Origin of the sequence: Streptomyces sp. NPDC057963, from assembly GCF_042887155.1 — a bacterium.
Taxonomy (GTDB): domain Bacteria; phylum Actinomycetota; class Actinomycetes; order Streptomycetales; family Streptomycetaceae; genus Streptomyces.
The window spans coordinates 173782-197267 of sequence record NZ_JBHVPX010000010.1 but is presented as its reverse complement, the minus strand read 5'-3'; the positions used below and the strand labels follow the sequence as shown (position 1 = coordinate 197267).

Genomic DNA, 23486 nt, shown 5'->3' with positions numbered 1-23486 from the left:
GACGTCACCCCGCCGATCCGTCACCCCCTCGCGCCGTTCGCAGGGGTGCAGGTGGCGTCGCCGGGGAAGTGGAGCTACGGACACCGCCCAGGCGCCGACCCCGAGGAACTGTGATGCACGACGACCGCACCCTGGTGGAGGACCGCCTCGAACGCGCCCTTCACCAGTTCATCCGCCCGGCCCAGTACTCGGCCCGGACCCCGCTCACCCTCTCGGCCCAGCACCTCTCCGGCGAACCCGTGCCGGTGGATCGGGCGCTGGAGGGAACGTACGAGCCGTTCAGCGCGGGTACGGAGTGGGGGAGGCCGTGGTCCACCAGCTGGTTCCGGCTGGAGGGAACCGTGCCGGAGGAATGGGCGGGGTTCCGGGTCGAGGTGGTCGTCGACCCCGGGTTCTCCGGTCAGGGCCCCGGTTTCCAGGCCGAGGGAATGCTGTACGACGCGGCGGGCATCCCGCTCAAGGGCATCCATCCGCGCAATCGGCATCTGACGGTCGCCTCCCCGGCTACGGGCGGCGAACCGGTCTCGCTGCTGCTGGAGGCGGCAGCCAATCCGGCGGTGCTGGAGCACGGCTTCGCCCCGACATCGCTCGGGGACGTGCTGACGGCCGGCGACCGGCCCCTCTACCGGTTCGCCTCCGCCGACCTCGCTGTACTGGACGAGGAGGTCTGGCACCTCGTCCTGGACATCGAGGTGCTCTCCGAACTGATGCGGGAGCTGCCCGTCGACCGTTCCCGGCGCCACGAGATCCTGCGGGCGCTCGAGCGCATGCTCGACGCGCTGGACCTGCACGATGTGGCACGTACGGCGCGAGCCGGCCGGGACGAGCTGGCCGAGGCACTGTCCCGCCCGGCGTCGGCGAGCGCGCACCGGATCTCGGCCACCGGGCACGCGCACATCGACTCGGCCTGGCTGTGGCCGCTGCGCGAGACGGTGCGCAAGGCGTCACGCACCTTCGCCAGTGTCACCGCGCTGTCCCGGGACTATCCGGAGCTGGTGTTCGCCGCGTCGCAGGCCCAGCAGTACGCCTGGGTGCAGGAGCATCAACCGCACGTCTGGGAGCGGATCAAGCAGGCCGTGGCGGACGGACAGTGGGTCCCCGTGGGATCGATGTGGGTGGAGTCCGACGCCAACATGCCGGGCGGCGAGGCGCTGGCCCGGCAGCTCGTGCACGGCAAGCGGTTCTTCGAGCGGGAGCTGGGAGTGGAGACCGAGGAGATCTGGCTGCCGGACTCCTTCGGCTACACCGCTGCTTTCCCCCAGCTGGCGCGGCTGGCGGGGGTGAAGTGGTTCCTGACCCAGAAGCTCTCCTGGAACCAGAGCAATAAAATGCCACATCACACCTTCTGGTGGGAGGGTATCGACGGGACCAGGGTCTTCACCCACTTCCCGCCCGTGGACACCTACAACGCACAGTTCCACGGACTCGAACTCGCCCATGCGGAGAGGAACTTCGCCGAGAAGGGGGTGGCGACACGCTCTCTCGTCCCGTTCGGCTGGGGTGACGGCGGGGGTGGCCCGACCCGCGAGATGATGGAGAAGGCACGCAGGCTCCAGGATCTGGAGGGGTCACCACGGGTCGGGATCGAGAGCCCGTCGGCGTTCTTCGCGGCGGCCGAGGAGGAGTACGGCGCGCTGGCGCCGGTCTGGTCCGGCGAGCTCTACCTGGAGCTGCACCGGGCCACGTACACCACCCAGGCCAAGACCAAGCAGGGCAACCGGCGCAGCGAACACCTCCTCCGCGAAGCCGAGTTGTGGGCGACCGCGGCGGCCCTGCGAACCTCCGGTCACCCCTACCCGTACGAGCGGCTGGACCGGCTGTGGAAGACGGTCCTGCTGCATCAGTTCCATGACATCCTGCCGGGCTCGTCGATCGCCTGGGTGCACCGGGAGGCACGCGAGACCTACGACCGGGTGCGGGAGGAGCTGGCCGACGTGGTCGCGGAATCGGTGTCCGCGCTGGGCGGACCGGAGGGTCTGGTGGCGCTCAACTCCTCGCCGTATCACCGCAGTCAGGTCGTCGAGCTGGACGCGGAGGCGAGTGCGGTGCTGCCTTCCGGCGCGCGGGTGCAGTCGCTGGGCGAGGGGCGTACAGCCGTGCTGGCCGAGGCACCCGGGCTGGGCGCGGGCCTGCTGGACGGCTCGGCGGCACCGGAGCACACGGTCACGGCGTCCGGGTACGCGGGTGAGCCGCCGACCGGATCCGCGAATGAATCGGTGGGTGAGTCGGTCGGTGAACCGGTGGGTGAACCGACAGGTGACTCTGTAGGTGAATCGGCGAGTGCCTCGGCGGAGGGGCCGGCAGCCGGTTCGGCGCACCAGGGCTTCGTCCTCGACAACGGGCTGTTGCGGGTCGTCATCGACAGCGACGGACTGATCGCCGCCGTCCGTGATCTCGGCGCCGGACGGGACGTCCTCGCCCCCGGCCACCGGGCCAACCTGCTCCAACTGCATCCGGATCACCCCAATCGCTGGGATGCCTGGGACATCGACCGGCACTACCGTCGCACCCGTACCGATCTCACCGACGCCGACTCCGTCGAACTGGTCGAGGAGGGGCCGTTGCGGGCCGCCGTCCGTGTCATGCGGTCGTTCGGGGCCTCGCGCGTCGTGCAGGAGATCCGGCTGGCCGCGAACAGCCGGCGGATCGACATCGAGACGGAGGTGGACTGGCAGGAGTCGGAGAAGGTCCTCAAGGCATCGTTTCCACTCGACGTGCACGCCGAACGGTCCACGGCCGAGATCCAGTTCGGGCACATCCACCGTCCCACGCACGACAACACCGGCTGGGACGCCGCCCGTTTCGAGATCTGCGCTCATCGCTGGCTGCGGGTCGCCGAACCGGGCTACGGCGTCGCCCTGCTCAACGACTCGACGTACGGGCACGAGGTGACCCGTACCCCGCACGGCGCGGGCCTCGGCACGACCGTACGGCTGACGCTGCTGCGCGCCCCGCGCAGCCCGGACCCGGAGACCGACCTCGGTACGCACCGGTTCAGGTACGCGCTGGCACCGGGCGGCGAGATCACGGACGCGGTACGGGAAGGGCTGGCGCTCAATCTGCCGCTGCGAGCAGCCGTGGCCCCGGCCCTGCCGTCACTGCTCAGCACCGGCCATCCGGCGGTCACTGTGGAGTCGGTGAAGCTCGCCGAGGACCGCAGCGGCGATGTGATCGTGCGGCTGTACGAGTCCGCGGGCGGGCGGGCCGACACAACACTGCGTGTCGGGTTCCCCGTCGTACAGGCCCGGATCACCGACCTCCTGGAACGGCCGCTGCACGAAGCGGACACCGATGAGCACGGTCTCGTACTGTCGCTGCGGCCCTTCCAGATCGTGACGGTTCGGCTGACCCCGGCGTGAGACGACCCCGGCACGAGGTGGTCCCGGCATGAGATGACCCTGGCACGAGGTGGCCCTCGCACGAGGTGGCCCCGGCACGACACCCCGCCCGTGCCCCGTCCGCGCCCCGTTCCCCGCGTCCCGTTCAGGGGCGGGGAACGTTCCGCAGATTGGAGCGGGCCATCTGGACCATCCGGCCGACTCCCCCGTCCAGCACGATCTTGCTGGCGGAGAGGGCGAAGCCGGTCACCATCTCCGCGCTGATCTTCGGCGGGATGGAGAGCGCGTTGGGGTCGGTGACGACATCGACGAGCGCCGGGCCCTTGTGCTTGAAGGCGTCCTTGAGGGCGCTTTCGAGCTGCTTGGGCTTCTCGACCCGTACGCCGTACGCCCCGGCGGCCCGCGCGATCGCCGCGAAGTCCGGGTTCTTGTTGGCCGTACCGAACGACGGCAGACCGGCGACCAGCATCTCCAACTCCACCATGCCGAGCGAGGAGTTGTTGAACACTACGACCTTCACCGGCAGGTCGTACTGCACCAGGGTGAGGAAGTCGCCCATCAGCATGGTGAATCCGCCGTCGCCGGACATCGACACCACCTGCCGGTTCCGGTCGATGAACTGGGCGCCGATGGCCTGCGGCAACGCGTTCGCCATCGAGCCGTGGCTGAACGAACCGATGACGCGGCGCTTGCCGTTGGGTGAGAGGTAGCGGGCCGCCCAGACGTTGCACATGCCGGTGTCGACGGTGAACACGGCGTCGTCGTCGGCCAGTTCGTCCAGCACCGAGGCGACATACTCGGGGTGGATCGGAATGTGCTTCTCGACCTTGCGGGTGTACGCCTTGACCACGCCCTCCAGCGCGTCGGCGTGCTTCTTCAGCATTCGATCGAGGAACTTGCGGTCGGTCTTGGGCTTCACCCGCGGCGTCAGGCAGCGAAGCGTCTCGCGGACATCACCCCAGACCGCGAGATCCAGCTTGGAGCGGCGGCCGAGGTGCTCGGGCCGCACATCGACCTGGACGATCTTCACGTCGTCGGGGAGGAAGGCGTTGTACGGGAAGTCGGTGCCGAGCAGGACGAGGAGATCGCACTCGTTGGTCGCCTCGTAGGCGGCGCCGTAGCCGAGCAGCCCGCTCATGCCGACGTCGTACGGATTGTCGTACTGGATCCATTCCTTGCCGCGCAGCGCGTGCCCGACCGGTGACTTCACCCGCTCGGCGAACTCCATCACCTCGGCATGGGCGCCGGCCGTGCCGCTGCCGCAGAACAATGTCACACGTTTCGCCGCGTCCACCATCCGGCAGAGCTTCTCGATCTCCTCGTCACCGGGCCGTACCGTCGGCCGCGAGGTGACCAGGGCGTGCTCGATCGACTTCTCCGGAGCGGGCTGCGAGGCGATGTCACCCGGCATCGAGACGACGCTGACCCCGCCTCGGCCGATCGCGTGCTGAATGGCCGACTGGAGCAGCCGCGGCATCTGCTGCGGGTTGGAGATCATCTCGTTGTAGTGGCTGCACTCCTGGAAGAGCAGCTCCGGATGGGTCTCCTGGAAATAGCCGAGACCGATCTCGCTCGACGGGATGTGCGAGGCGAGGGCGAGAACGGGGGCCATCGAGCGGTGGGCGTCGTAGAGGCCGTTGATGAGGTGCAGATTGCCGGGTCCGCAGGATCCGGCGCAGGCCGCCAGAGACCCGGTGATCTGGGCCTCGGCTCCGGCGGCGAACGCGGCGGTCTCCTCGTGCCTGACCTGGATCCAGTCGATGCCCGAATTCCGGCGGATGGCGTCGACGACCGGGTTGAGGCTGTCGCCGACGACCCCGTACATACGCTTGACCCCCGCCCGGACGAGGATGTCGACGAACTGCTCCGACACGTTCTGCTTCGCCATGGGTGCGTACCCTTTCCGCGCTTCGGCCTCCGGACTCCGCATCCATCAACCCATGCCGCGCGCGGTTACGCCTCCCAGACAGCGGCACTCGTACGGTCGTCGGAGTACCCCTTCACCCTGAGCTGGGAGTCCGTGAGGAAGGCCGCGAGTCCGGGTGCCCGGTCGGGTGTCCAGCGTTCGGCGAGCTCCCGGGCCAGGGCGGGCTCGCCGCGCAGCGGTTCGGCCAGGCCGGTGCTGCACAGCAGCAGCGTGTCCCCCGGTCGGGCCACCGAGGCCCGGAACCGGAACGGCTGAGCCGGCCGGGCGGGCGGGCCCGACAGGCTCCCGACGGTTGGCGACGGAGACGGCGACAGAGACGGCGACGAGGACGAAGCCGGGAACGGGGAGCCGAATCCGACCACAGCTGCTCCGTCGACGTCGGCGTCCGTGTCCGCGTCGGCGTCGGCGGCACCTGCTTCCGGAGCCTCTGGTTCGAGGTCCTGCCAGACGCCGTCGCGCAGCCGGAAGAGTCCTCCGGGGCCGACGCCGAAGAAGATCCTGGTGCGGCAGTCGGGATCCGCGGGCAGCAGGAGGCAGCGCAGCCCCGCCGTGTACTGCTCCGGTTCGAGACCCAGTTCGGCGGCGCGGGCACGCAGCTTGCCGTAGCTGCGGTCGGTGAGACGGTGCAGTCCGGACTTGAGGTCGCCCCGGCGGCCGGCCCTTATGTCCTCGGAGAGCCTGACATGGCTGCGGCCCACGGCAGCGCCGATCGAGCGGCATGCCTCGGCCGCGGCCAGATGCGCCCGCTCCGTGGCGCGGGCCCCGGTGGCGACGGCGACCAGGACGAGCGCGCTCCTGTCGGTCCCGAACCGTACGGTGAGCAGCGCATCGCGGCGTGGCTCGCCACGGAACCGCGCGGAGTCCCCGCGCACGGAAGCGGCGCGCAGGGTGTACGTGCCGTACCGGGCGCCGTCGAGCACGGTGTCGGCGACGAGGCCGTCGAGTTCCTGGGGGACGGTGACGGGCAGTGCGGTGGGCTCGGCGTCGTAGGTGGGCGGCCGGTCACCCACATGGCCGATCACGGGGCGCGGGGCCGGGACGGATGCGGGCTCCGGCCCGGGCGCTCGTGCGGCGGCCTCGGCGACGGGGACTTGCGGGGCGACGGTTCTCCCGGCCACCGGCCGCCTGGGCAGAGGCGGCACCGGCGCGGACGCTCCGGCGGCGACGGACGGCTGCGGCGGCTGCGATGGCTGCGGCGGCAGGGGCGGCAAGGGCGGTTGATCCGGTGCCGACGGCAGGTCAGGGGCGGCCGGGGGCTCGGCCGGAACCGGTGGCGTGGCGAAGGTGCGCGGCTGCGGCGGTCCGGCCGGGGCCGCCCCCGGGGCGCGTACGCTCGCGGCGGGCGGCTCCCACGGGGCCCGCTCCCGCAGCGGCCGGGGCACCACAGGCGCGGGCACGGGCGCCGGAGGCGGAGGCCCGGCCACTTCGGACGGCGCGACCTCAGAGGGCTGGGGCGGAGGCTCGACCCGCGCACCCGGTGCATCCGACGAAGGCGAATCCGGAGACGGAACCGAAGGCGGAACCGGGAACGTGACCGAAGCCGGAACCGCGACCGCTTCCCCAGCCCCCTCCCCCGCCCGGTCGATCCCCCCGCCCCCGTCCGGGCTCACCGCGTCCGATGCCGAGTCGAAGCGGTCGTCGAGGCTGTCGGCCGCGTCGGTCGCCCCGGTGTCCCTGGCGGTCTCGTCGTACAGCCTGCGCCACCAGTCGTCCTCGTGGGCGGCGGGCCTCTCCCCCTGCTGACTCATGCCCTTATTTTCGACCGCACGGGCCGTACGAAAACGGGTCGTACGAAAACGGGCCGTCCGGAGAACGGGTCGTCCGAAAACAGCGGCCATGGAAACAGATCGTCCGAGAACAGCGGCTGCGGAAAAAGATCGCCTGGAAGCAGCGGCCGTGGAAAGAGCCGCCCGGAGGCAGCGGCCATGGAAAAAGATCCGCCGGGCGGCCCCACCCCCCACGGGAAGGACGCCCGGCGGACCGGTCAGGACGTGATCAGCGCACGGCGTACGCGTCGTTCACGGTCTGGATGACGGAGTTGCCGTTGGCGTCCGTCAGTTCGGTCTTCAGGGTGACCGGCTTGCCGGCCGCGCCCGCGTGGTTCACGGTCGCGGTCCAGTGGCCGCCCTGCTGCGCGGTGGTGGCCCGGGTCCAGGTCTCGCCGCCGTCGTACGAGTACGAGACCTTCGCGGCGGTCAGCTTTCCGGGCGTGTAGCCGGCGTGGCCGGTGACGCTCAGGCCGATCGTCTGACCGTCCTTCGCCGGAAGGGTCTTGAGCCCGTCGGTCATCAGGTCGTAGCCGGGGAAGAGGAGCGGGATCCCCTGCGAGTAGACGTTCTCGTCCCTCTTCGACCGGAACTTCCAGGTGGTCTCCGTGTGGGTGGACCGCTTCCACACGGCGGCGGGCTGGCCGGTCTTGACGGTTTCCATGGTCAGCTCGTACGCGGCGTCCCCGGCCGGGACGGTGAACACCCCGGACGGCCAGCCGGACTCGCCGAGCACTTCGCCGCCGCTGGTCAGCCGCATGTTGCCCACGTCTCCGAAGGAGCCCTGGAGGCCGGCGTGCTCGGTGTCGCTCCAGAAGCCCGGGGCGACGCCGATCAGGTTGTCCTGTCGCTCCGCGGCGAGCAGGGCCTTGCCCTGGGCGTCACGCGGGGCGGCCGGCACCGGGATGCCCCGGTACCAGTTCTCCGTACGCTTCGCGCCCGCCTTGTACGTACGGGGCTGGTCGACCATGTACTCGCCCCAGGGGAAGCTGGAGGAGAGGTAGCGCTCCCAGCCGGTGTCGCCCGCCGAGTAGTACTCGGCGCGCGTGCCGGGGACGGCGACGGTGTCGAAGGAGGCAGAGAAGGCCCCTCCGTACGGACGGTTGATGATCATCGTGTCGACGTAGTCGGCCGGGACGCCCATCGCCTCGTAATGGGCGGTGACCTTGCCGAGTTTGCCGTCGCGGACCTTGTAGGTGCGGTCCGAGGTGACCGGGCCGGTCTCGGGGAAGGCGAGGTTGTAGACGAACGGGCTGGCGGCGGTGGCCTTCCAGCGCAGCTTGACCGGGCCGTCGGCCAGGGCGGCCTTCAGGGCGTCGGCCTCACCCGACTCGATGCCGAGTGCGGGCAGCGGTGCCGCGCCGTATCCGACCGACGGCTGCCACGGGCCCGCGGACGGCCGGTGGGCGATGACCGCCTTCGCGCCGGCGGCCTTGGCGTTCCGGGCCTGGGTCACCAGGGAACCGTCGTCGTCGACCGCGACCAGGGCGATCTTGCCCGAGACGCCGGCGGCCTTCAGCTCGTCGGGGGTGCCGGTGCCCGCGTCCACGAGGGCGGCTTCGCCCGTGCCGTCGAGGTTGACGGATCCGGTGCTCGCGGCGGTGGCGTGCAGGTCGGCGCCCCCGACGACCGAGAGCTTCTCGATCTGCGGGGCGTACGCGCGCCAGAAGCTGGCGAACTCGAAGTCGCCGTCGTGCGCTGTGCCCTGCACGTCGGCCAGGTAGTTCTTGACGGCACCGGTACCGGTGATGGAGCCCGAGTGCAGCCAGGTGCCGTCCCAGCTGCGACCGAAGGACAGCGTCGTGGAGCGGTTCTCGGACGCCCGGTCCTCCGTCTTCACCTGCACCCGATGGGCCTTGCGGGCGTCCAGCACCAGGGTGGTGTCCTTGGTGACGTTCAGCTGCGGCCTGGCGAGGTAGCCGACGGAGTCGACCATCCGGCCGGTGGCGTCCTTCGGGTCCGGCGAGGTGATGAAGCTGGAGACGAAGTACGCGCCGGGGCGCACCTGGTACACCTGGTCGGTCGCGCCTTCGTTGAAGCGCCGCTCACCGCTCGCGGTGTCCGTGCCGATGACGTCCAGCGAGGAGGAGCCCGCGGCGGGCTCGCCGGCGCGGTCGACGAGCTTGACGCGCAGGGTGACGGTCTCCGGTCCGACGTACATCGAGAACGGAGTCGAGACCTTCGCGCCGCCGGGTCCGGTGGCCAGGACGCGTCCGGTGACGTCGCCGTACTGGGCGGCCTTCAGCTTCGCGGTCGGGTCGATCGTCACCGGGACCTCGACGGTGGCTCCGGCGGGAACGGTGACGGTGCTCGCGCCGAGCTTCGCAACCGGGGAACGGACGTCCGAGCCGTCGTTCCCGGTGACGCCCTGGACCTTGAGGGACAGCTTCACCGGCTTGGAGCCGGAGTTGGTGTACGGGACGTCCACCGTGGTGCGGTCGGACTTGTCCTGCGGCCAGTTGAAGGTGCCGGCCTGGACGGCGGGGGCGCCGACGACGGTGGTGTCGATGGCGGCCTTCACATCGAGGCGGCCGCCACCGGTCTCGCGTACGTCACCGGGGATGTCGCTCTTCGCGGACGACACCAGGGCCGCCTTGATCTGCTGGGCGGTCCAGTCCGGGTGACGCTGCTTCACGATGGCTGCGGCGCCCGCGACGTGCGGGGTGGCCATCGACGTACCGGACATCGTCTGGTACGCGTACACACCGCGGCCGCCCGCCGCGGCCGCCGAGATGGCGACGCCGGGCGCGGCGATCTCGGGCTTGAGGGTGTGCGAGCCGATCGCGGGTCCGCGACTGGAGAAGGAGGCCGTGGAGTCGTCGCGGTCGACGGCGCCGACCGTCAGCACGCTGGGGGCGCAGCCGGGCGAGGAGACGGTGTTGAGCGCGGGGCCGGAGTTTCCGGCCGCGATCACGAACAACGTGTTCTTGCTCTGGGCCAGTTCCTCGGCTGCGACGCTCATCGGGTCGGTGCAGTCGGTCGGCGTCGGGCTGCCGAGGCTCATGGAGACGACATCGGCCTTCTGATCGACGGCCCACTGCATACCGGCGATGATCCAGGACTCGGCGCCGGAGCCGCTGTCGTTGAGGACCTTCCCCGCGAGCAGGTCGGCGCCGGGGGCGACGCCCTTCTTCTTGCCGTCGCTGGCCGCGCCGGAGCCGCCCACGGTGGAGATGGTGTGGGTGCCGTGGCCCTGCCGGTCGTCGGTGGTGTCGGAGTCGGTGAAGTTCTTGGAGGCCGCGATCCGGCCCTTGAGGTCGGGGTGCTCGGCGTCGACTCCGGTGTCGAGGACGGCGACCTTGGTGCCCTTGCCGTCGTATCCGGCGGCCCAGGCGAGATCGGCGCCGATCTGCTTGGTGGACCGGTCGAGGGTGGCCTGGACCTTGCGGTCGAGCCAGAGCTTCTTCAGCCCGGAGGCCGAGCGGGAACGGGTGTTGGTGACGTCCGACCAGAAGTCGGCGGCCTTCGCCTTGTCCGCCTTGAGCGCGACGCCGTCGATGGCGTCGAGTGCGAGTCCGCGCTCGGCGCCGCGCGGGGTGGCGGGTGCGGAGCGGGCCACGTCCTTGCCGTAGACGGCGATCAGCGGCAGCGACTTGGTGCTCGCGTCGTCGTAGCCCTGGCGGACGAGTCCGGTGACGTTGAAGAGCTCCTCGTCGACCGTGCCGGCGGCCAGCGCGTCGGTGGCGGTGTCGGGGTAGACGTAGAGGTCCTTGCCGGACTGCCTGGTCTGCACGAGTGGGACGGTTCCGTCCTCGCGCGGCAGTGCGGTGACCGACGAGGCCCCCGAACTGTCCGTGCTCACCAGGACCTTGTCGCCGGTGACCAGGGTGACGGTGACCGGTTTGCCCGCCGTGGCGCCGGCGGCCGCACTTCCGGTGAGTGGTCTCTTCGCGGTCGTGTCGTCCTGCGGCGCTGCCGCGGACGGTGCGATCGCGGTGACGGCCAGGACGGCGGCGGTGGCCGCTCCCAGCGCCGTACGCGATATCGGACGCATCGCTCTCCCCAAGTAAAACCGGAACACCTTTGAACAAAGCGCTGTATTCCGGAGGTTGTCGGTACTGCGGTGGCGCCACATTGGCAGAGCGACGGGCGATAAAGGGATGATGTACACGGCGGGTTTACGCCGTGGCCGCTTTCCGCCACGACCGGGCGCCCGAAGACAGCGGCATCGTGCGGAATCAGTGCGTCCGGGAGGGGTCCGGGGATGTTGGGAGCCATAGGTCTCGATGAGATACAGGAGTCGGCGTACCGCGCGCTGGTGGCGGTGGGAGCCGCGGAGGTCTCCGATCTCGCGCACCGGCTGGCACTTCCCGAGTCGGACACGGAGCGCGCGTTGCGCCGGCTGGAGCAGCACGGACTGGCCGCGCAGTCGTCGTCCCGCACGGGCCGTTGGGTTGCGGCGCCGCCCGGGGTGGCGCTGGGTGCGCTGCTGACCCAGCAGCGCCATGAGCTGGAGCAGGCGGAGCTGGCGGCGGCGCTGCTCGCCGAGGAGTACCGGGCGGAGGCCGCCGAGCCGGCCGTGCACGATCTGGTCGAGGTGGTGACGGGCGCGAGCGCGGTGGCGCACCGTTTCCATCAGTTGCAGTTGGGTGCGACGAGCGAGGTGTGCGCCCTGGTCACCGGGAAGCCGATCGCGGTGAGCGGAATGGAGAACGAGTCCGAGGAGCAGGCCGCCACGCGCGGGGTGGTGTTCCGGGTGGTGGTCGAGCGCGAGGTGCTCTCGCTGCCGTCCGGGATTCTGGAGCTGTCGGCCGCGCTGAGCCGCGAGGAGCAGTGCCGGGTCGTCGACCGGGTGCCCACCAAGCTGGTCGTCGCCGACGGCGCCCTGGCGATGGTGCCGCTGACCGGTCGGGGCGCCGAGCCCGCGGCCCTGGTGGTTCACGCCTCCGGGCTGCTGGAGTCGCTGATGGGCCTCTTCGAGGCGGTGTGGCGCGACGCGATGCCGCTCAGGCTCGGCGAGAGCGGCCGCATGGAGGAGGAGTCCACCGGGCCCGATCCGACGGACCTGGAGATCCTGTCCCTGCTGCTGGCCGGGCTGACGGACGCGAGCGTGGCGAAGCAGCTGGAGCTGGGGCTGCGGACCGTGCAGCGGCGGGTGAAGGGCCTGATGGAGCTGACCGGGGTGTCGACCCGGCTGCAGTTGGGCTGGCACGCGTACGAGCGGGGCTGGGTGTCCCGGACCACGCGGAGCTGAGCGGGCCGGACGGTGCGGGGCCGGGTGTCCCGGACGACGCGGGGCCGAGCGGGGCCAGGCGCATACCCCGGCACGGTGTCCCAGTCGTGCCGCTACGGCCCTGAGCTGCGTCGACGGCCCCTGCCCGGTGCCGCGCTGACGGGCGGGACCGGCCGGACTCCGGCAGGCTGGTCAGATGGGTGTGTGGCAACTCGTCGCCGTCGGCCTGGTCATGCTCCTCGGCCTGGTCGGCGTGCTGGTGCCGGGGGTTCCGGGGCAGGCGATCGTCTGGGCCGCCGTGCTGTGGTGGGCGCTGGCCGACGTGACTCCGGCCGCCTGGGGCGTACTCATCGGGGCCACCGCCCTTCTCCTGTTGAACCAGGCGCTGAAGCCGCTGCTGCCACCTCGCCGCCCCCACGAATCGGGGGCGCCGCGCAAGACGCTGATGCTCGGTGGGATCGGCGGGATCGTGGGCTTCTTTCTCGTACCGGTGGTGGGCGGGATCGCCGGATACGTGGGGGCGATCTACGGGGCGGAGCGGCTGCGGCTCGGCAGCCGCGGGGCGGGCTGGGCGTCGGTCCGCTCGGTGATGCGGGCGACCGGCTACGCGGTGCTCGTCGAGCTCTTCGCATGTCTGCTGGTGACGGGGGCCTGGCTGGGCGCGGTGATCTGGACCTGACCCGCACCTCCTGGACAACAGGATGGATGCCATCCAGATAGACGGAAACACATCCGATCTCTCTTGCTCCATTGACGCAAGGATGACCCGCGCCTACCTTCCCTGAAGGAATAGCTCGGATGAATCGATGTGCTTGCGTACGAGTCGCCAGGAGACGCCTTGCCCTCAGCATCGGACCCCTCCCGCCGGTCCCGGAACGAAGCCCCGGCCCCTTCCCGAAGAAGCGTTCTCGCCACCGGCACCGCGATGGGCGGCGCACTCGTGGTGGGCGGCGCGGCGACCCCACCCGCGCGGGCGGCCACCCCCGCCGCCCCCGGCGCCCCGGCACCGGTCAGCGTGCACTCCCCCGACGACGCCTGGCGCACGGTCCTGGACGACGCCGACCTGCTCTGGCAGAAGCTGCCGACGACCTGGTACGAGGGGCCGTATCTGGGCAACGGCCGCCTCGGCTCCGGCATCTACGCCGAGCCCGGCGCCACCACCACGGCCATCCGCTTCAACGTCCAGCACTCCGAGGTCCAGGACCACCGCCCCGAGTTCGGCTCCCTCTTCGGCCTCGCCCGCCTCCCGATCGGCCACTTCACCCTGGAACCGGTCGGCACCATCACGGACATCGAGTGGTGGATGCGGCTGCGCACCGCCGAACTCGAAGGCACGGTCACCACCACCGCGGGCACCCTGAAGCTCCGGGCCTTCGTCCACTCCACCAGCGATCTGCTGGCCGTGGAGGTCACCCCGGGCGCGGGCGAGCGGGACTTTCGCTGGGTCTTCCACCCGGCCGACGCGATCAGCCCGAGGGCCGCTTTCAAGCCCCTCCCGGACGGCTACGCCGGCAACCCGCCCGCGGTGACCGAACAGCACGGCGGGACCACCGCCGCCGTCCAGCCGCTGCTCGCGGGCGGCCACCACGTCACCGCCTGGCGGGAGCGCACCAGGGGCGCGGCCCGCACCCTGTACGCCACGGTCGCGCACTCCCATCCGGCGCCGACGGCCCGCGCCCGTGCGCTGCGTACCGTCGAGACCGCTTCCGCGCTTCCCTACGGTCTGCTGGCCGCGCCCCATCGCGCCTGGTGGGACCGGTTCTACCGGAAGAGCTTCCTGTCCCTGCCCGATGCCCGGCTGCAGCGCTTCTACTGGATCCAGCTGTACAAGACGGCGTCGGCGGCGCGCAAGGACGCGCCCGTGATGGCCACCTCCGGCCCCTGGCTGGAGCCCACCCCCTGGCCGAACACCTGGTGGAACCTCAACGTCCAGCTGGAGTACTGGCTGATCCACGGCTCCAACCACCTTGAGCTGGACGCCGTCACCCGGGCCCTGAGCGAATTCCGGGACCAGCTCTCCCGCGAGGTCGCCGCCCCCTACCGGGCCGACTCGGCCGGCATCCCCCGCACCACCGACCCCCAGCTGGTCAACGGCGCGGCGGTCACCGACGGCGGCTACGGCGTCGGCATCCCGGGCCAGGACCCGCCCACCCCCGAAGTCGGTAATCTGACCTGGGCGCTGCACAACGTATGGCTCTCCTACCGCCACACCATGGACGAGTCGATCCTGCGCGACACGCTCTTCCCGCTGCTGCGCAAGGCCGTCAACTACTACCTGCACTTCCTGGCGCCGGGATCGGACGGCAGGCTGCACCTCCCGGCCACGTTCTCCCCCGAGTACGGGGTCGACGCGCCCGACTGCAACTACGACCTGATGCTGCTGCGCTGGGGCTGCCGCACCCTCGTCGACTCGGCGGAACGGCTCGGCATCCGGGACCCGCTGACCGCCCGCTGGCAGGAGGTCCTGGCCAGGCTCGCGCCGTACCCGGTCGACGCGAACGGCTTCATGATCGGCGCCGGGGTGCCCTTCGCGAAATCGCACCGCCACTACTCGCACATGCTCGCGGTGTACCCGCTGTACGAGCTGACCGGCGCGACGCCCGGCGAACGCGCGCTGATCGAGAGGTCCCTCGCCCACTGGGTGGGCTTCGAAGGCGCCCTGCAGGGCTACACCTTCACCGGCGCCGCGTCGATGTCCGCGCTGCTCGGCAAGGGCGAGGACGCGCTGGAGTACCTCGGGCAGCTGATGAGCCGCTTCATCCAGGCGAACACCATGTACAAGGAGTCGGGCCCCGTCATCGAGACCCCGCTCTCGGCGGCCCAGTCGCTGCACGACATGGTGTGCCAGTCGTGGGGCGGCACCATCAGGGTCTTCCCGGCGCTGCCCGCCGCCTGGCGGGAGATGACCGTCCATGACTTCCGTACGCAGGGCGCTTTCCTGCTCAGCGCGGTACGCGAGGAGGGCCGGACCCGCTGGGTACGGGTGACCAGTGAGGCGGGCGCTCCCTGCGTCGTACGCCACGGCATCGAAGGGCCCGTCGAGATCCGCGACCGGCACGGACGACCGCTCGGGCACGAGGAGCAGGCCGACGGTACGGTGCGCATCCACCTCCGCAAGGGCGACTCGGCGCTGATCACGGCCGCGGGCGACCGCCCGGACCTGACCATCCGTCCGGTCGCGGCGAACGGGCCCGCACCACGCTGGGGCCTGCCCGCCTGAACACCGGCCCGAAGTCCTGGGTCCGTGGTCCGAACCGTCGGACGATACGGGTGACGGGTGACGGGTGAGGGGTGCGCCGGTGAGGCCGAATCCATGACCGGATCGCCCGCTCCGGCGAGGAACCCATCCGCGTCCACCCGGAGAAGATCCGCAGCTGCGACCTCGACGAAGGTTCCTAGAGGCTCAGGTGGCGTACGGCATACGAACGCCAGGGCCGCCACCGCTCCGCCTCGGGCCTCTTCTCCGGATCCACATCGGGGTCGCCCAGCGCCCGCGTCCGGATGAGCGCCGCGGCTGCCGGGCCGATCCCCGGCAGCCGCAGCAGCGCCTGCTCGGCCTCGTCGCGGTCGGCCCCGGCGTCGAGCCGTACGCCTCCGTCGGCAAGCGCGGCCGCCAGCGCGCGCAGCGCCGGGTCCTCCTCCACCGCACCGGCCAGCAGCCCCGGCTCGGGGAACACGTGCGTGAGCCCCCCGCAGGGCACGTCGAGGACCTTCCCGTACATCTCGACGAGCCGCTCGGCCCCGGCCCCGCCCACCAGCGTCCGTACGGCGAACTCCTCCGGGTCCGCGGCACCCGGCGAGCGCAGCCCGGGGCGGGCGGCGACGCCCGGTGCCAGGCGCGGGTCGGCCCCGAGCCGCTCGTCGACGGCGTACGGATCGGCGTCCAGGTCGAAGAGGCGCCGCAGCCGCTGTACGGCCGTCGTCAGATCCCGCAGGTCGGTGAGGTGGATCCGGGCGTCCAGCCAGGACCCGGCGGACCGCTCGTCGACCGCCACGATGCCCGTGCCGTATGGCAGCCTCAGGGTGCGCCGGTAGGTGCGGCCACCGGGCTCGCCGGCGACCTCCTCGATCCGGGCGACCGTCTCGCCGGCCAGGAGATCGAAGGTCTCGCGGGCCGCGTACGGCCCCCGGTGGGCGAGCCGCAGCGGGATCCCGGTGGTGCGCGCCTCCCGTGCCGCCGCCCCCGACCCCGTCCCGGCCTCGGCCCGCAGAGCGCTGGGCGTACGGGCGTAGATCTGCCGGATCGTGTCGTTGAACTGGCGCACGCTGGCGAAGCCGGACGCGAAGGCGATCTCGGTCACAGGCAGCGCGGTCGTCTGGAGCAGCACGCGTGCGGTATGGGCCCGCTGGGCGCGGGCGAGCGCGACGGGCCCGGCGCCCAGCTCCGCATTGAGCTGCCGCTGCACCTGGCGTGAGCTGTAGCCGAGCCGGTCGGCGAGACCTGGCACGCCCTCCCGGTCGACCACGCCGTCGCCGATCATCCGCATGGCGCGGCCGACGACGTCGGCCCGTACGTTCCAGTCGGCCGAGCCGGGCACAGCGTCCGGGCGGCAGCGCCGACACGCCCGGAAACCGTTGCCCTGAGCGGCCGCCGCGGTCGGGAAGAAGCGCACGTTCTTCCGCTTGGGGGTGACGGCCGGGCAGCTCGGCCGACAGTAGATGCCGGTCGTTTCGACGGCGAAGAAGAACTCCCCGTCGAAACGGGCGTCGCGGCTGCTCACCGCCTCGTACCTGGTCTGTTCGTCCATCACACCGCCCAGTGTGCGGCACCTCCCGGTACCGCACTCGCGGTTTTCGGACGTCAACCCGGTCGACAAGGCGGCCGACGGGCTGCGGGCTGCGGCTACCGCACCCGGCCCCGCTTCGCGTCCATGGCCGCCCGGCCCTCGGCCCCCTTGCGCTTCCATTCGCGCAGCATTTCGGACCGCACCCTGGCATCGGTCTTGGCGACGATGCGCTGGTTCTCGCGGAGCAGCTTGCGGAAGCTGTCGAGGCGCCGCTCGGACAGCGAGCCGTCCTCGACCGCGGCGAGTACCGCGCAGCCGGGCTCCGACCGGTGGGCGCAGTCGTGGAACCGGCACCGCCCGGCCAGTTCCTCGATCTCGGAGAAGACCTGGCCGACGCCGGTCTCCGCGTCCCAGAGACCGACCCCGCGCAGTCCGGGAGTGTCGATCAGTACGCCTCCGGAGGGCAGCACCAGGAGATTGCGGGTCGTGGTGGTGTGCCGGCCCTTGCCGTCGACGTCACGGGCGGCCTGCACCTCCATCACGTCGCGGCCGAGCAGCGTGTTGGCGAGGGTCGACTTTCCCGCGCCGGACGCCCCGAGCAGCACACTCGTACCGCCCGAGACGATGGCGGCGAACACATCGAGCCCCTCCCCCGTGGCGGAGCTGACGGGCAGCACCTGCACACCCGGCGCGATGGCCTCGATGTCCTGGACGAGGTGGGCCAGGGTGGCGGTGTCCGGCACCAGGTCGGCCTTGGTCAGCACCACGATCGGCTCGGCGACGCCGTCGCCGGCGGCTGCCCCGTCACGCAGCAGCGCGTCACCGCTGGAGCTCGACATGGCGAGCGCGAGGAAGCGCTCCACCCGCCCCAGGTCGAGCTCCACGGCGAGGGAGACGCAGATGGCGATGTGGTCGATGTTGGTGGCGAGCACCTGTCCTTCGGAACGCTGCGACGACGTCGAGCGGACGAAGGCCGTGCGCCGCGGCAGCAGCGTCCGTACGAATTGCGGATCCCCGTCGGGGTCGACGGCGACCCAGTCGCCCGTGCAGACGATCCGCATCGGATCGCGCGGAACGACGAAGGCGGTGTCGGCCCGGAGCGTGCCGGACGGGGTGACGACGTCGCACTGCCCGCGGTCCACCCGCACCACGCGTCCGGGCAGCAGACCCCGCTCGGCGTACGGTGCGAACTCGGCGGCCCAGTCGTCGTCCCAGCCGTACGAGGACAGCGGATGCGACGCGGTGGAGCCCTGAAGAGAAGAGGAAAGAGACGGAGAAGTCGGGAAAGACAAGGGAAACCCTTCAAAGGGTGGTCCCGGCAACGCGCGTACAGGCGCGGAGAGTTGAAGAGAGGTCAGCCGGCGACCACGGGGGTGGGAACGATGCTCTTCTGGTTGTGGGCAACGCCCATCGCAGCGACAGTCATCAATGTCCTCACCTCCTGGTTCAAGCACGGGGCCGACACCGGCGCTTCTTCTCCGCCGTCCGGAACGCTGCACACGATAGCCCGCTGCCATCAGGCGCCGTCAACACATTTGTTTTACGACGTCCGCCGCCCCGCTCCCGGAAGAGCACCTGGACCACATCCGCCGGAGATCTACGCAAATATCCCTCGATCAGGTGATACACATGCACAACGTCCGGTCTCAGGCCGTTATGGTGCCGAGCATGACCTCACCCCAGACCGCCACCAGCACCTTCACACAGGCCCAGTTGGGCACGATCACACTGATCGGATGGAGCGGCGAGCATCCCGATGGCGGCCCAGACGTCGCCTTCCTCCTCGTCTACTCGCTCGGTGACGGGACGGACGGCCCGGCCGCCGGTGAGGCCGCGATGCGCGTGGCCCTGGACCGCAGCGGGCTGCCGGCCGGCGGCGGTCCGGTGTACGCCGCCGAGACTCCGGGCCTCCCGGTGAAGCTGCTGGTCCAGGCCGGCCAGGCCGTACTGACGCTGCCTCACTTCATGGCGCAGTACCCCGCACCGCCCGAGTGGCTGGCCGCCGCCGAGCAGCGGGGTGAGGTGCACACGATGTTCGCCACCCGTCCATGGCCCGAGGGCACGCCGGGCCGACCGGTCGGCGAGGAACTGCTGCGGTCGTTCGCCGCCGATCCGGAGGTCATCATGACCTCCGCGCACTGCGTCCTGCCGGTACGCAGCCTGGGCTGAGCCGCCCCGGTACGCCCGATGCCCACCGCCCCCGTGGAACGGTGGGCATCACCATGCGCGGAGCCCCGGAGTCGCCGACACACCGGAATGCGGGCGATCACAGGGTTCTCCCCTGCGATCGCCCGCATTCACGTGGGCGTCAGTGGTTGGCGACACCGTTGCCCGAGAGCACCGGGATGTCGCTCACGAGGTGCGACAGCGCCTCGTCGCCCTTGGCCTGGGTGGAGTTGTCGGCGCACTGCTGGTTCTGCGGCGAGTGCAGGACATTGATGTCCTGGACCGCGACCGGCACGAACAGGCCGACGAGCGAACCGGCGTTGGCCTTGAGCGGCAGACCGACGCAGGCCTTGTTCAGCGTGCCCTGGACGAGCTGGACCTGCGGGCTGCCATCGCCCCGGGTCACGCTGTTGCCGAACGAGTCCACGGCGCCGTTGCCGTTGACCGACGTCGTACCACCGTCGTTGCCGATCGCCATGGCCGAGGGGGCCGCGGCGGCGGACAGGCCGACCAGGGACACGGCCACTGCTGCGCCGGCCATCATCTTCTTCATCACGCTTCACCTTTCGGAGCGTCCCGTTGTGGAACGTACTGATCAACCCGCTACAGAAGCGTCGGTTCTGCACTACCACTCAAATGAGTTCGATCCGGTGTGAGTTCGACGCTCTCCTCTCACCCGTCGAAGGCTTCGCCCGACGTACGGGCGGCGGGAACCCGGCTTCCCGCACAGGGCCTGCCGGGCTGCGCGGGCGGTGCCGGTTCAGGCCCGCCCCGGGCCGCCTGCCATTCGGCGAGCAGCCGGTCGTAGATGGGTGTGACGTCCTGTGCGCGCCGCTGCCGACCGCAGGGATGCTGGCTGTCGTACTGGTCCATGGTTGGCCCCTACCCGGTGCGACGGGTGACGCCCGCCGCCACTACGGCAACCGGCCCAGTCCGCCCGCCCCTTCGAGGGGACGACGGAGCCTTCGGGCACACGACGTGGGGCCGGCACATCCGAGCCGCCGAAGAACGGCTGCCGCGTGGATGCGCCGACCCCACGGTGTTTCACGTACTGCGGGCAGGCGGGCTCGAAGCCGCACGTGGTGAAGGTCTCGACGGGGCCGAGGAATCAGCGACGCGCGAGCCGGAGCCTTGCGGTTCTAGTTGTTGCCGACGCCGTTGCCGGACAGGATCGGAATGCCACTCAGGATGTGCGACAGGGCCTCGTCGCCCTTGGCCTGGGTGGAGTTCTCCGTGCACTGCTGGTTCTGCGGCGAGGACAGGACATTGAGGTCCTGGACCGAGATCGGAATGCCACCGAGGACCGAACCGACATTGGCCTTGGCCGGCAGGGCGATGCAGGGCTTGTTGAGCGAGCCCTGGATGAGCGCGAACTGCGGGCTCCAGTCACCGTGGGTGGCGGAGTTGCCGTACGACTGCATGGCGCCGTTGCCGTTGACCGACGTCGTACCACCGTCGTTGCCGACGGCCATGGCCTGGGGGGCGATCGCGGCGGAGACACCGACGATCGAAGCAGCGACGGCTGCCGAGGCCATAATCTTCTTGATCATTTGAATAGCCCTTCTGGGTTTTCTGTTGCTCGCCTGTCCGGAGCGCAGTGACCAACTCACGGCGACGGGGATGGTTGTGCCGATTCACTCGAACGGTTTTTCTGCCGTCCGGTTGTTCGTCGCATGCAGAACACCGGAGGGAGGCGCGGCGCCACGCATGGACGGGGAACCGCCGTGGTGTGAGGATCAGCCGCCGAGCGGCAGGCCGCCCATCAGCGGGGCCGCCCCCTTGGCCGCACCGGTGGCCTGGTCGGCCAGCTTGGTGACGGTGCCGTTCTTCTGCATCGATTCGGCGGCTCCGCCGACCGTGTCGACGATCGGGTCGACAGCCTGCGGTGCGCTCTCCACCACCTGGTTGACGCCGCCGTTGAGGCTGAAGTTGGGGGCCGTGGTGGTGGTAACGGCGAAGGCAGGAGCAGCCGTTCCCAGAGCAGCCACGGAACCGGCAACGAACGCAGCGGTCTTCGCGTACTTCACTTTCGGGTTCCCTTCTGCAGCGGCATCCGTTTCGGCCGCGTATCCGCGCCGCACCAGCCTTCTTTAGCTGTGACTTCTGCCGCTTTCATCCTGGGTAACGATCCGGCCGCGTACCGGCAACTGCACGGACCCGCATTTTCTCGGCGCCGCTCGATCGGACAGCGGAGAAGAGGGAAGGCCCCGAAACGCATCGGATGCGTTCCGGGGCCGTCCCGTCATGAGCGTTCGGCTGGGCCGACCGGAGGTCAGACGTCGAAGCAGGTGTTGCCGAAGGTGGGGGTGAGCAGACCGATCACGTCGACAGTGTTGCCGCAGACGTTGGCCGGAATGTGGATCGGGACCTGGATGGCATCGCCGGACACGATGCCCGGGGAGCCGGCTGCGAAGCCCTCGGCACCGGAGTCGGCGAAGGCGGGCGCGGCGGCACCCATCGCCATCAGGGTTCCGGCGGCGACGGCGGCGACCTTGGTGTACTTCACGTTTGTCCCTTTCTTTGACGGAGTCCGGAGCGGTCACGTCTTTCGTGCCGCACGAGCGCGGTCCTGATCACTCGTAACTCCGCCGGTGTAATTCGTAACGATTTAAGACCGCAGACGAAACTCTTCAGGGAGAAGATTCTCGAAAACCGCCCGAATGACGCAGTTTGATCGCCCGATGTCCTGTGCCGGATCGTCGGACCATCCGATGTGCCGATACCCGGAAGGGCAACAACAGGCCCGGTCCGCGCGGAGGAGGAACGCCGGCGGCCCGGGCCTGTCACTGCGGCTGGATCAGCTGTTGCCGGCACCGTTGCCGGAGAGCACCGGGATGCCGCTCAGGATGTGCGACAGCGGCTCGTCACCCTTGGCCTGGGTGGAGTTCTCGGTGCACTGCTGGTTCTGTGGCGAGGACAGCACGTTGACGTCCTGGACCGCGATCGGGATCAGACCGATGAGCGAGCCGGCGTTGACCTTGGCCGGCAGGCCGATGCAGGGCTTGTTCAGGCTGCCCTGAACCAGGCCGTACTGCGGGCTGCCGTCACCACGGGTCTCGGCGTTGCCGAAGACCTGCGAGGCTCCGTTGCCGTTGACCGAAGTCGTACCGCCGGCGTCGCCGATCGCCATGGCCTGCGTCGCGCCCAGACCGATGATGGAGGCGGCCACAGCGCCCGTAGCCAGAACCTTCTTGATCACGATTAACCCTTCTCGTACCGGATGCCCCGTACCGGAGCCTCCTGCCCAACTCGCGACCGCACGTTTGGTTCTTTCCGTTCACCCGAACGCCGAGAGTGTCCGGACGGGAGTACGAAAGGACACCTGAGATGCTGCAGAAGCGTTTACCCGGTCCGACTGTTCGTTGAGGTGTCAACCACCTTTCCCTCCGGTCCGGTTGACCGGCCGAGGCCGCCGGGCGACGTCAGAGCGGACCCATACATGTAATCCGTTCGGGTGGCCACGAAATTTCCACGAAATACGAGTTTCCTCGACAAGTTCTCCTCGTTATGGGTGTCACCAGGCGTGTGGCTTGGGCGTTCACCCGGCAGAAGGTGGATTCCTCTATTACAGAAGAATGTTCCGACATGGTTCCTCCGCTCCGCCGCGACCACCACTTGCCGGATCACGCCGGAAAGCGCCGGGGTTTCGTCCTCGGCCGAAACTGCACCGCCTGATGAATGAACCGCGAGCCTCGCGCTCGCGCGACGTGTCCTAGGAAAGGGCAATCAATGCGAAAAGCCTTGAGTAAGAGCGTGCTGGTGATGGCGGCGGCGTCAGGCATTCTGACCGCCTCCGGCGGGTACGCGTTCGCGGACGCCTCCACCGAGGGTGCCTCAGTCGCTTCGCCGGGCGTCGGCTCGGGCAATGCCGTCCAGGTGCCGGTGCACGTTCCCGTCAACGTGTGCGGCAACACGGTCGATGTGATCGGCCTGCTGAACCCCGCGTTCGGCAACAAGTGCGAGAACGAGAACGAGGGCGGCGGGCGCGGCAGCGGCGTCCAGGGGGCGAGCGCCGAGGGCGCCGCGACCCACTCCCCCGGTGTCCTGTCCGGAAATCTCGTCCAGGTTCCCGTGGACGTTCCGGTCAACGCGTGCGGCAACACCATTGGCGTCGTCGGCCTGCTGGACCCCGCGTTCGGCAACGAGTGCGAGACCGAGTCCCCAGGCACCGACACTCCGACGCCGGTCCACCCGCCGCACAAGCCGCCGACCTCCCACAAGCCGCCGCACCACCACCACCCGGACTGCCCGCCGGATCACCACAAGCCGCCGGTCCACCCGCCGCACAAGCCCCCGACCTCCCACAAGCCGCCGCACCACCACCACCCGGACTGCCCGCCGGATCACCACAAGCCGCATGGGCACCACCACCATCACCACGAGCCGCAG

Annotated in this window: 17 protein-coding genes; 6 read left to right on the top strand and 11 right to left on the bottom strand. The window is 70.3% G+C overall.

From position 1 onward, the window contains the following. Positions 1-113 precede the first annotated feature (113 nt). Positions 114-3359: an alpha-mannosidase gene (locus tag ACFVT1_RS23980; protein WP_389798800.1), complete on the top strand. Its 3246-nt coding sequence runs from the start codon at positions 114-116 to the stop codon at positions 3357-3359. Positions 3360-3483: 124 nt separating this feature from the next. Here ACFVT1_RS23980 and ACFVT1_RS23975 read toward each other — a convergent pair whose 3' ends face one another. From ACFVT1_RS23975 to ACFVT1_RS23965, 3 genes are all read right to left on the bottom strand, one after another. After that, complete coding sequence (locus tag ACFVT1_RS23975) at positions 3484-5226, bottom strand: pyruvate dehydrogenase (protein ID WP_389798798.1); 1743 nt, start codon at positions 5224-5226, stop codon at positions 3484-3486. 65 nt (positions 5227-5291) lie between these two features. Next, positions 5292-7013: a protein phosphatase 2C domain-containing protein gene (locus tag ACFVT1_RS23970; RefSeq protein ID WP_389798796.1), complete on the bottom strand. Its 1722-nt coding sequence runs from the start codon at positions 7011-7013 to the stop codon at positions 5292-5294. A gap of 247 nt (positions 7014-7260) precedes the next feature. Continuing rightward, positions 7261-11025: a S8 family serine peptidase gene (locus ACFVT1_RS23965; protein ID WP_389798794.1), complete on the bottom strand. Its 3765-nt coding sequence runs from the start codon at positions 11023-11025 to the stop codon at positions 7261-7263. A gap of 210 nt (positions 11026-11235) precedes the next feature. Here ACFVT1_RS23965 and ACFVT1_RS23960 point away from each other — a divergent pair, with 210 nt between their 5' ends. From ACFVT1_RS23960 to ACFVT1_RS23950, 3 genes are all read left to right on the top strand, one after another. Continuing rightward, positions 11236-12225 (top strand): helix-turn-helix domain-containing protein, encoded by a 990-nt coding sequence (locus ACFVT1_RS23960; RefSeq protein WP_389798792.1) that lies wholly within the window; start codon positions 11236-11238, stop codon positions 12223-12225. A 175-nt stretch (positions 12226-12400) separates the two neighbouring features. Next, complete coding sequence (locus ACFVT1_RS23955; RefSeq protein WP_389798790.1) at positions 12401-12883, top strand: DUF456 domain-containing protein; 483 nt, start codon at positions 12401-12403, stop codon at positions 12881-12883. 246 nt (positions 12884-13129) lie between these two features. Beyond that, a complete protein-coding gene (locus tag ACFVT1_RS23950) occupies positions 13130-15424 on the top strand; it encodes a glycoside hydrolase family 95-like protein (RefSeq protein WP_389798787.1) in 2295 nt (764 codons plus the stop codon). Positions 15425-15599: 175 nt separating this feature from the next. Here the strand turns inward: ACFVT1_RS23950 and ACFVT1_RS23945 are convergent, their stop codons facing one another. Together ACFVT1_RS23945 and rsgA are read right to left on the bottom strand one after the other, a co-directional pair. Beyond that, entirely contained in the window at positions 15600-16952 is a 1353-nt protein-coding gene (locus ACFVT1_RS23945; RefSeq protein WP_389799115.1) for a DNA-3-methyladenine glycosylase 2 family protein, read from the bottom strand. 95 nt (positions 16953-17047) lie between these two features. Continuing rightward, a complete protein-coding gene (gene rsgA, locus ACFVT1_RS23940; protein ID WP_389798784.1) occupies positions 17048-18223 on the bottom strand; it encodes a ribosome small subunit-dependent GTPase A in 1176 nt (391 codons plus the stop codon). A 376-nt stretch (positions 18224-18599) separates the two neighbouring features. Between rsgA and ACFVT1_RS23935 the strand changes: the two genes are divergently transcribed. Then, positions 18600-19100 carry a DUF5949 family protein gene (locus tag ACFVT1_RS23935; RefSeq protein WP_389798782.1) on the top strand — a complete coding sequence of 167 codons (501 nt, stop codon included), beginning with the start codon at positions 18600-18602 and terminating at the stop codon, positions 19098-19100. A gap of 139 nt (positions 19101-19239) precedes the next feature. Here the strand turns inward: ACFVT1_RS23935 and ACFVT1_RS23930 are convergent, their stop codons facing one another. The 6 genes from ACFVT1_RS23930 to ACFVT1_RS23905 form a co-directional block, all read right to left on the bottom strand. Then, on the bottom strand, positions 19240-19650 hold the full coding sequence (locus ACFVT1_RS23930; protein WP_389798779.1) for a rodlin: 411 nt from the start codon (positions 19648-19650) through the stop codon (positions 19240-19242). A 119-nt stretch (positions 19651-19769) separates the two neighbouring features. Beyond that, positions 19770-19970 carry a hypothetical protein gene (locus ACFVT1_RS23925; protein WP_389798776.1) on the bottom strand — a complete coding sequence of 67 codons (201 nt, stop codon included), beginning with the start codon at positions 19968-19970 and terminating at the stop codon, positions 19770-19772. Positions 19971-20236: 266 nt separating this feature from the next. Next, the gene (locus tag ACFVT1_RS23920; RefSeq protein ID WP_389798773.1) at positions 20237-20647 is read right to left on the bottom strand and encodes a rodlin; all 411 of its coding nucleotides are present in this window, start codon (positions 20645-20647) and stop codon (positions 20237-20239) included. A gap of 186 nt (positions 20648-20833) precedes the next feature. Continuing rightward, positions 20834-21124: a hypothetical protein gene (locus ACFVT1_RS23915; RefSeq protein ID WP_362197707.1), complete on the bottom strand. Its 291-nt coding sequence runs from the start codon at positions 21122-21124 to the stop codon at positions 20834-20836. 245 nt (positions 21125-21369) lie between these two features. Next, positions 21370-21603, bottom strand: coding sequence for a chaplin (locus ACFVT1_RS23910; RefSeq protein ID WP_389798770.1), 234 nt, complete (start codon positions 21601-21603; stop codon positions 21370-21372). 291 nt (positions 21604-21894) lie between these two features. Next, complete coding sequence (locus ACFVT1_RS23905; RefSeq protein ID WP_389798767.1) at positions 21895-22296, bottom strand: rodlin; 402 nt, start codon at positions 22294-22296, stop codon at positions 21895-21897. 542 nt (positions 22297-22838) lie between these two features. Here ACFVT1_RS23905 and ACFVT1_RS23900 point away from each other — a divergent pair. After that, positions 22839-23486, top strand: a 648-nt coding sequence (locus ACFVT1_RS23900) for a chaplin (RefSeq protein WP_389798764.1), incomplete at its 3' end; no start/stop codon positions are given.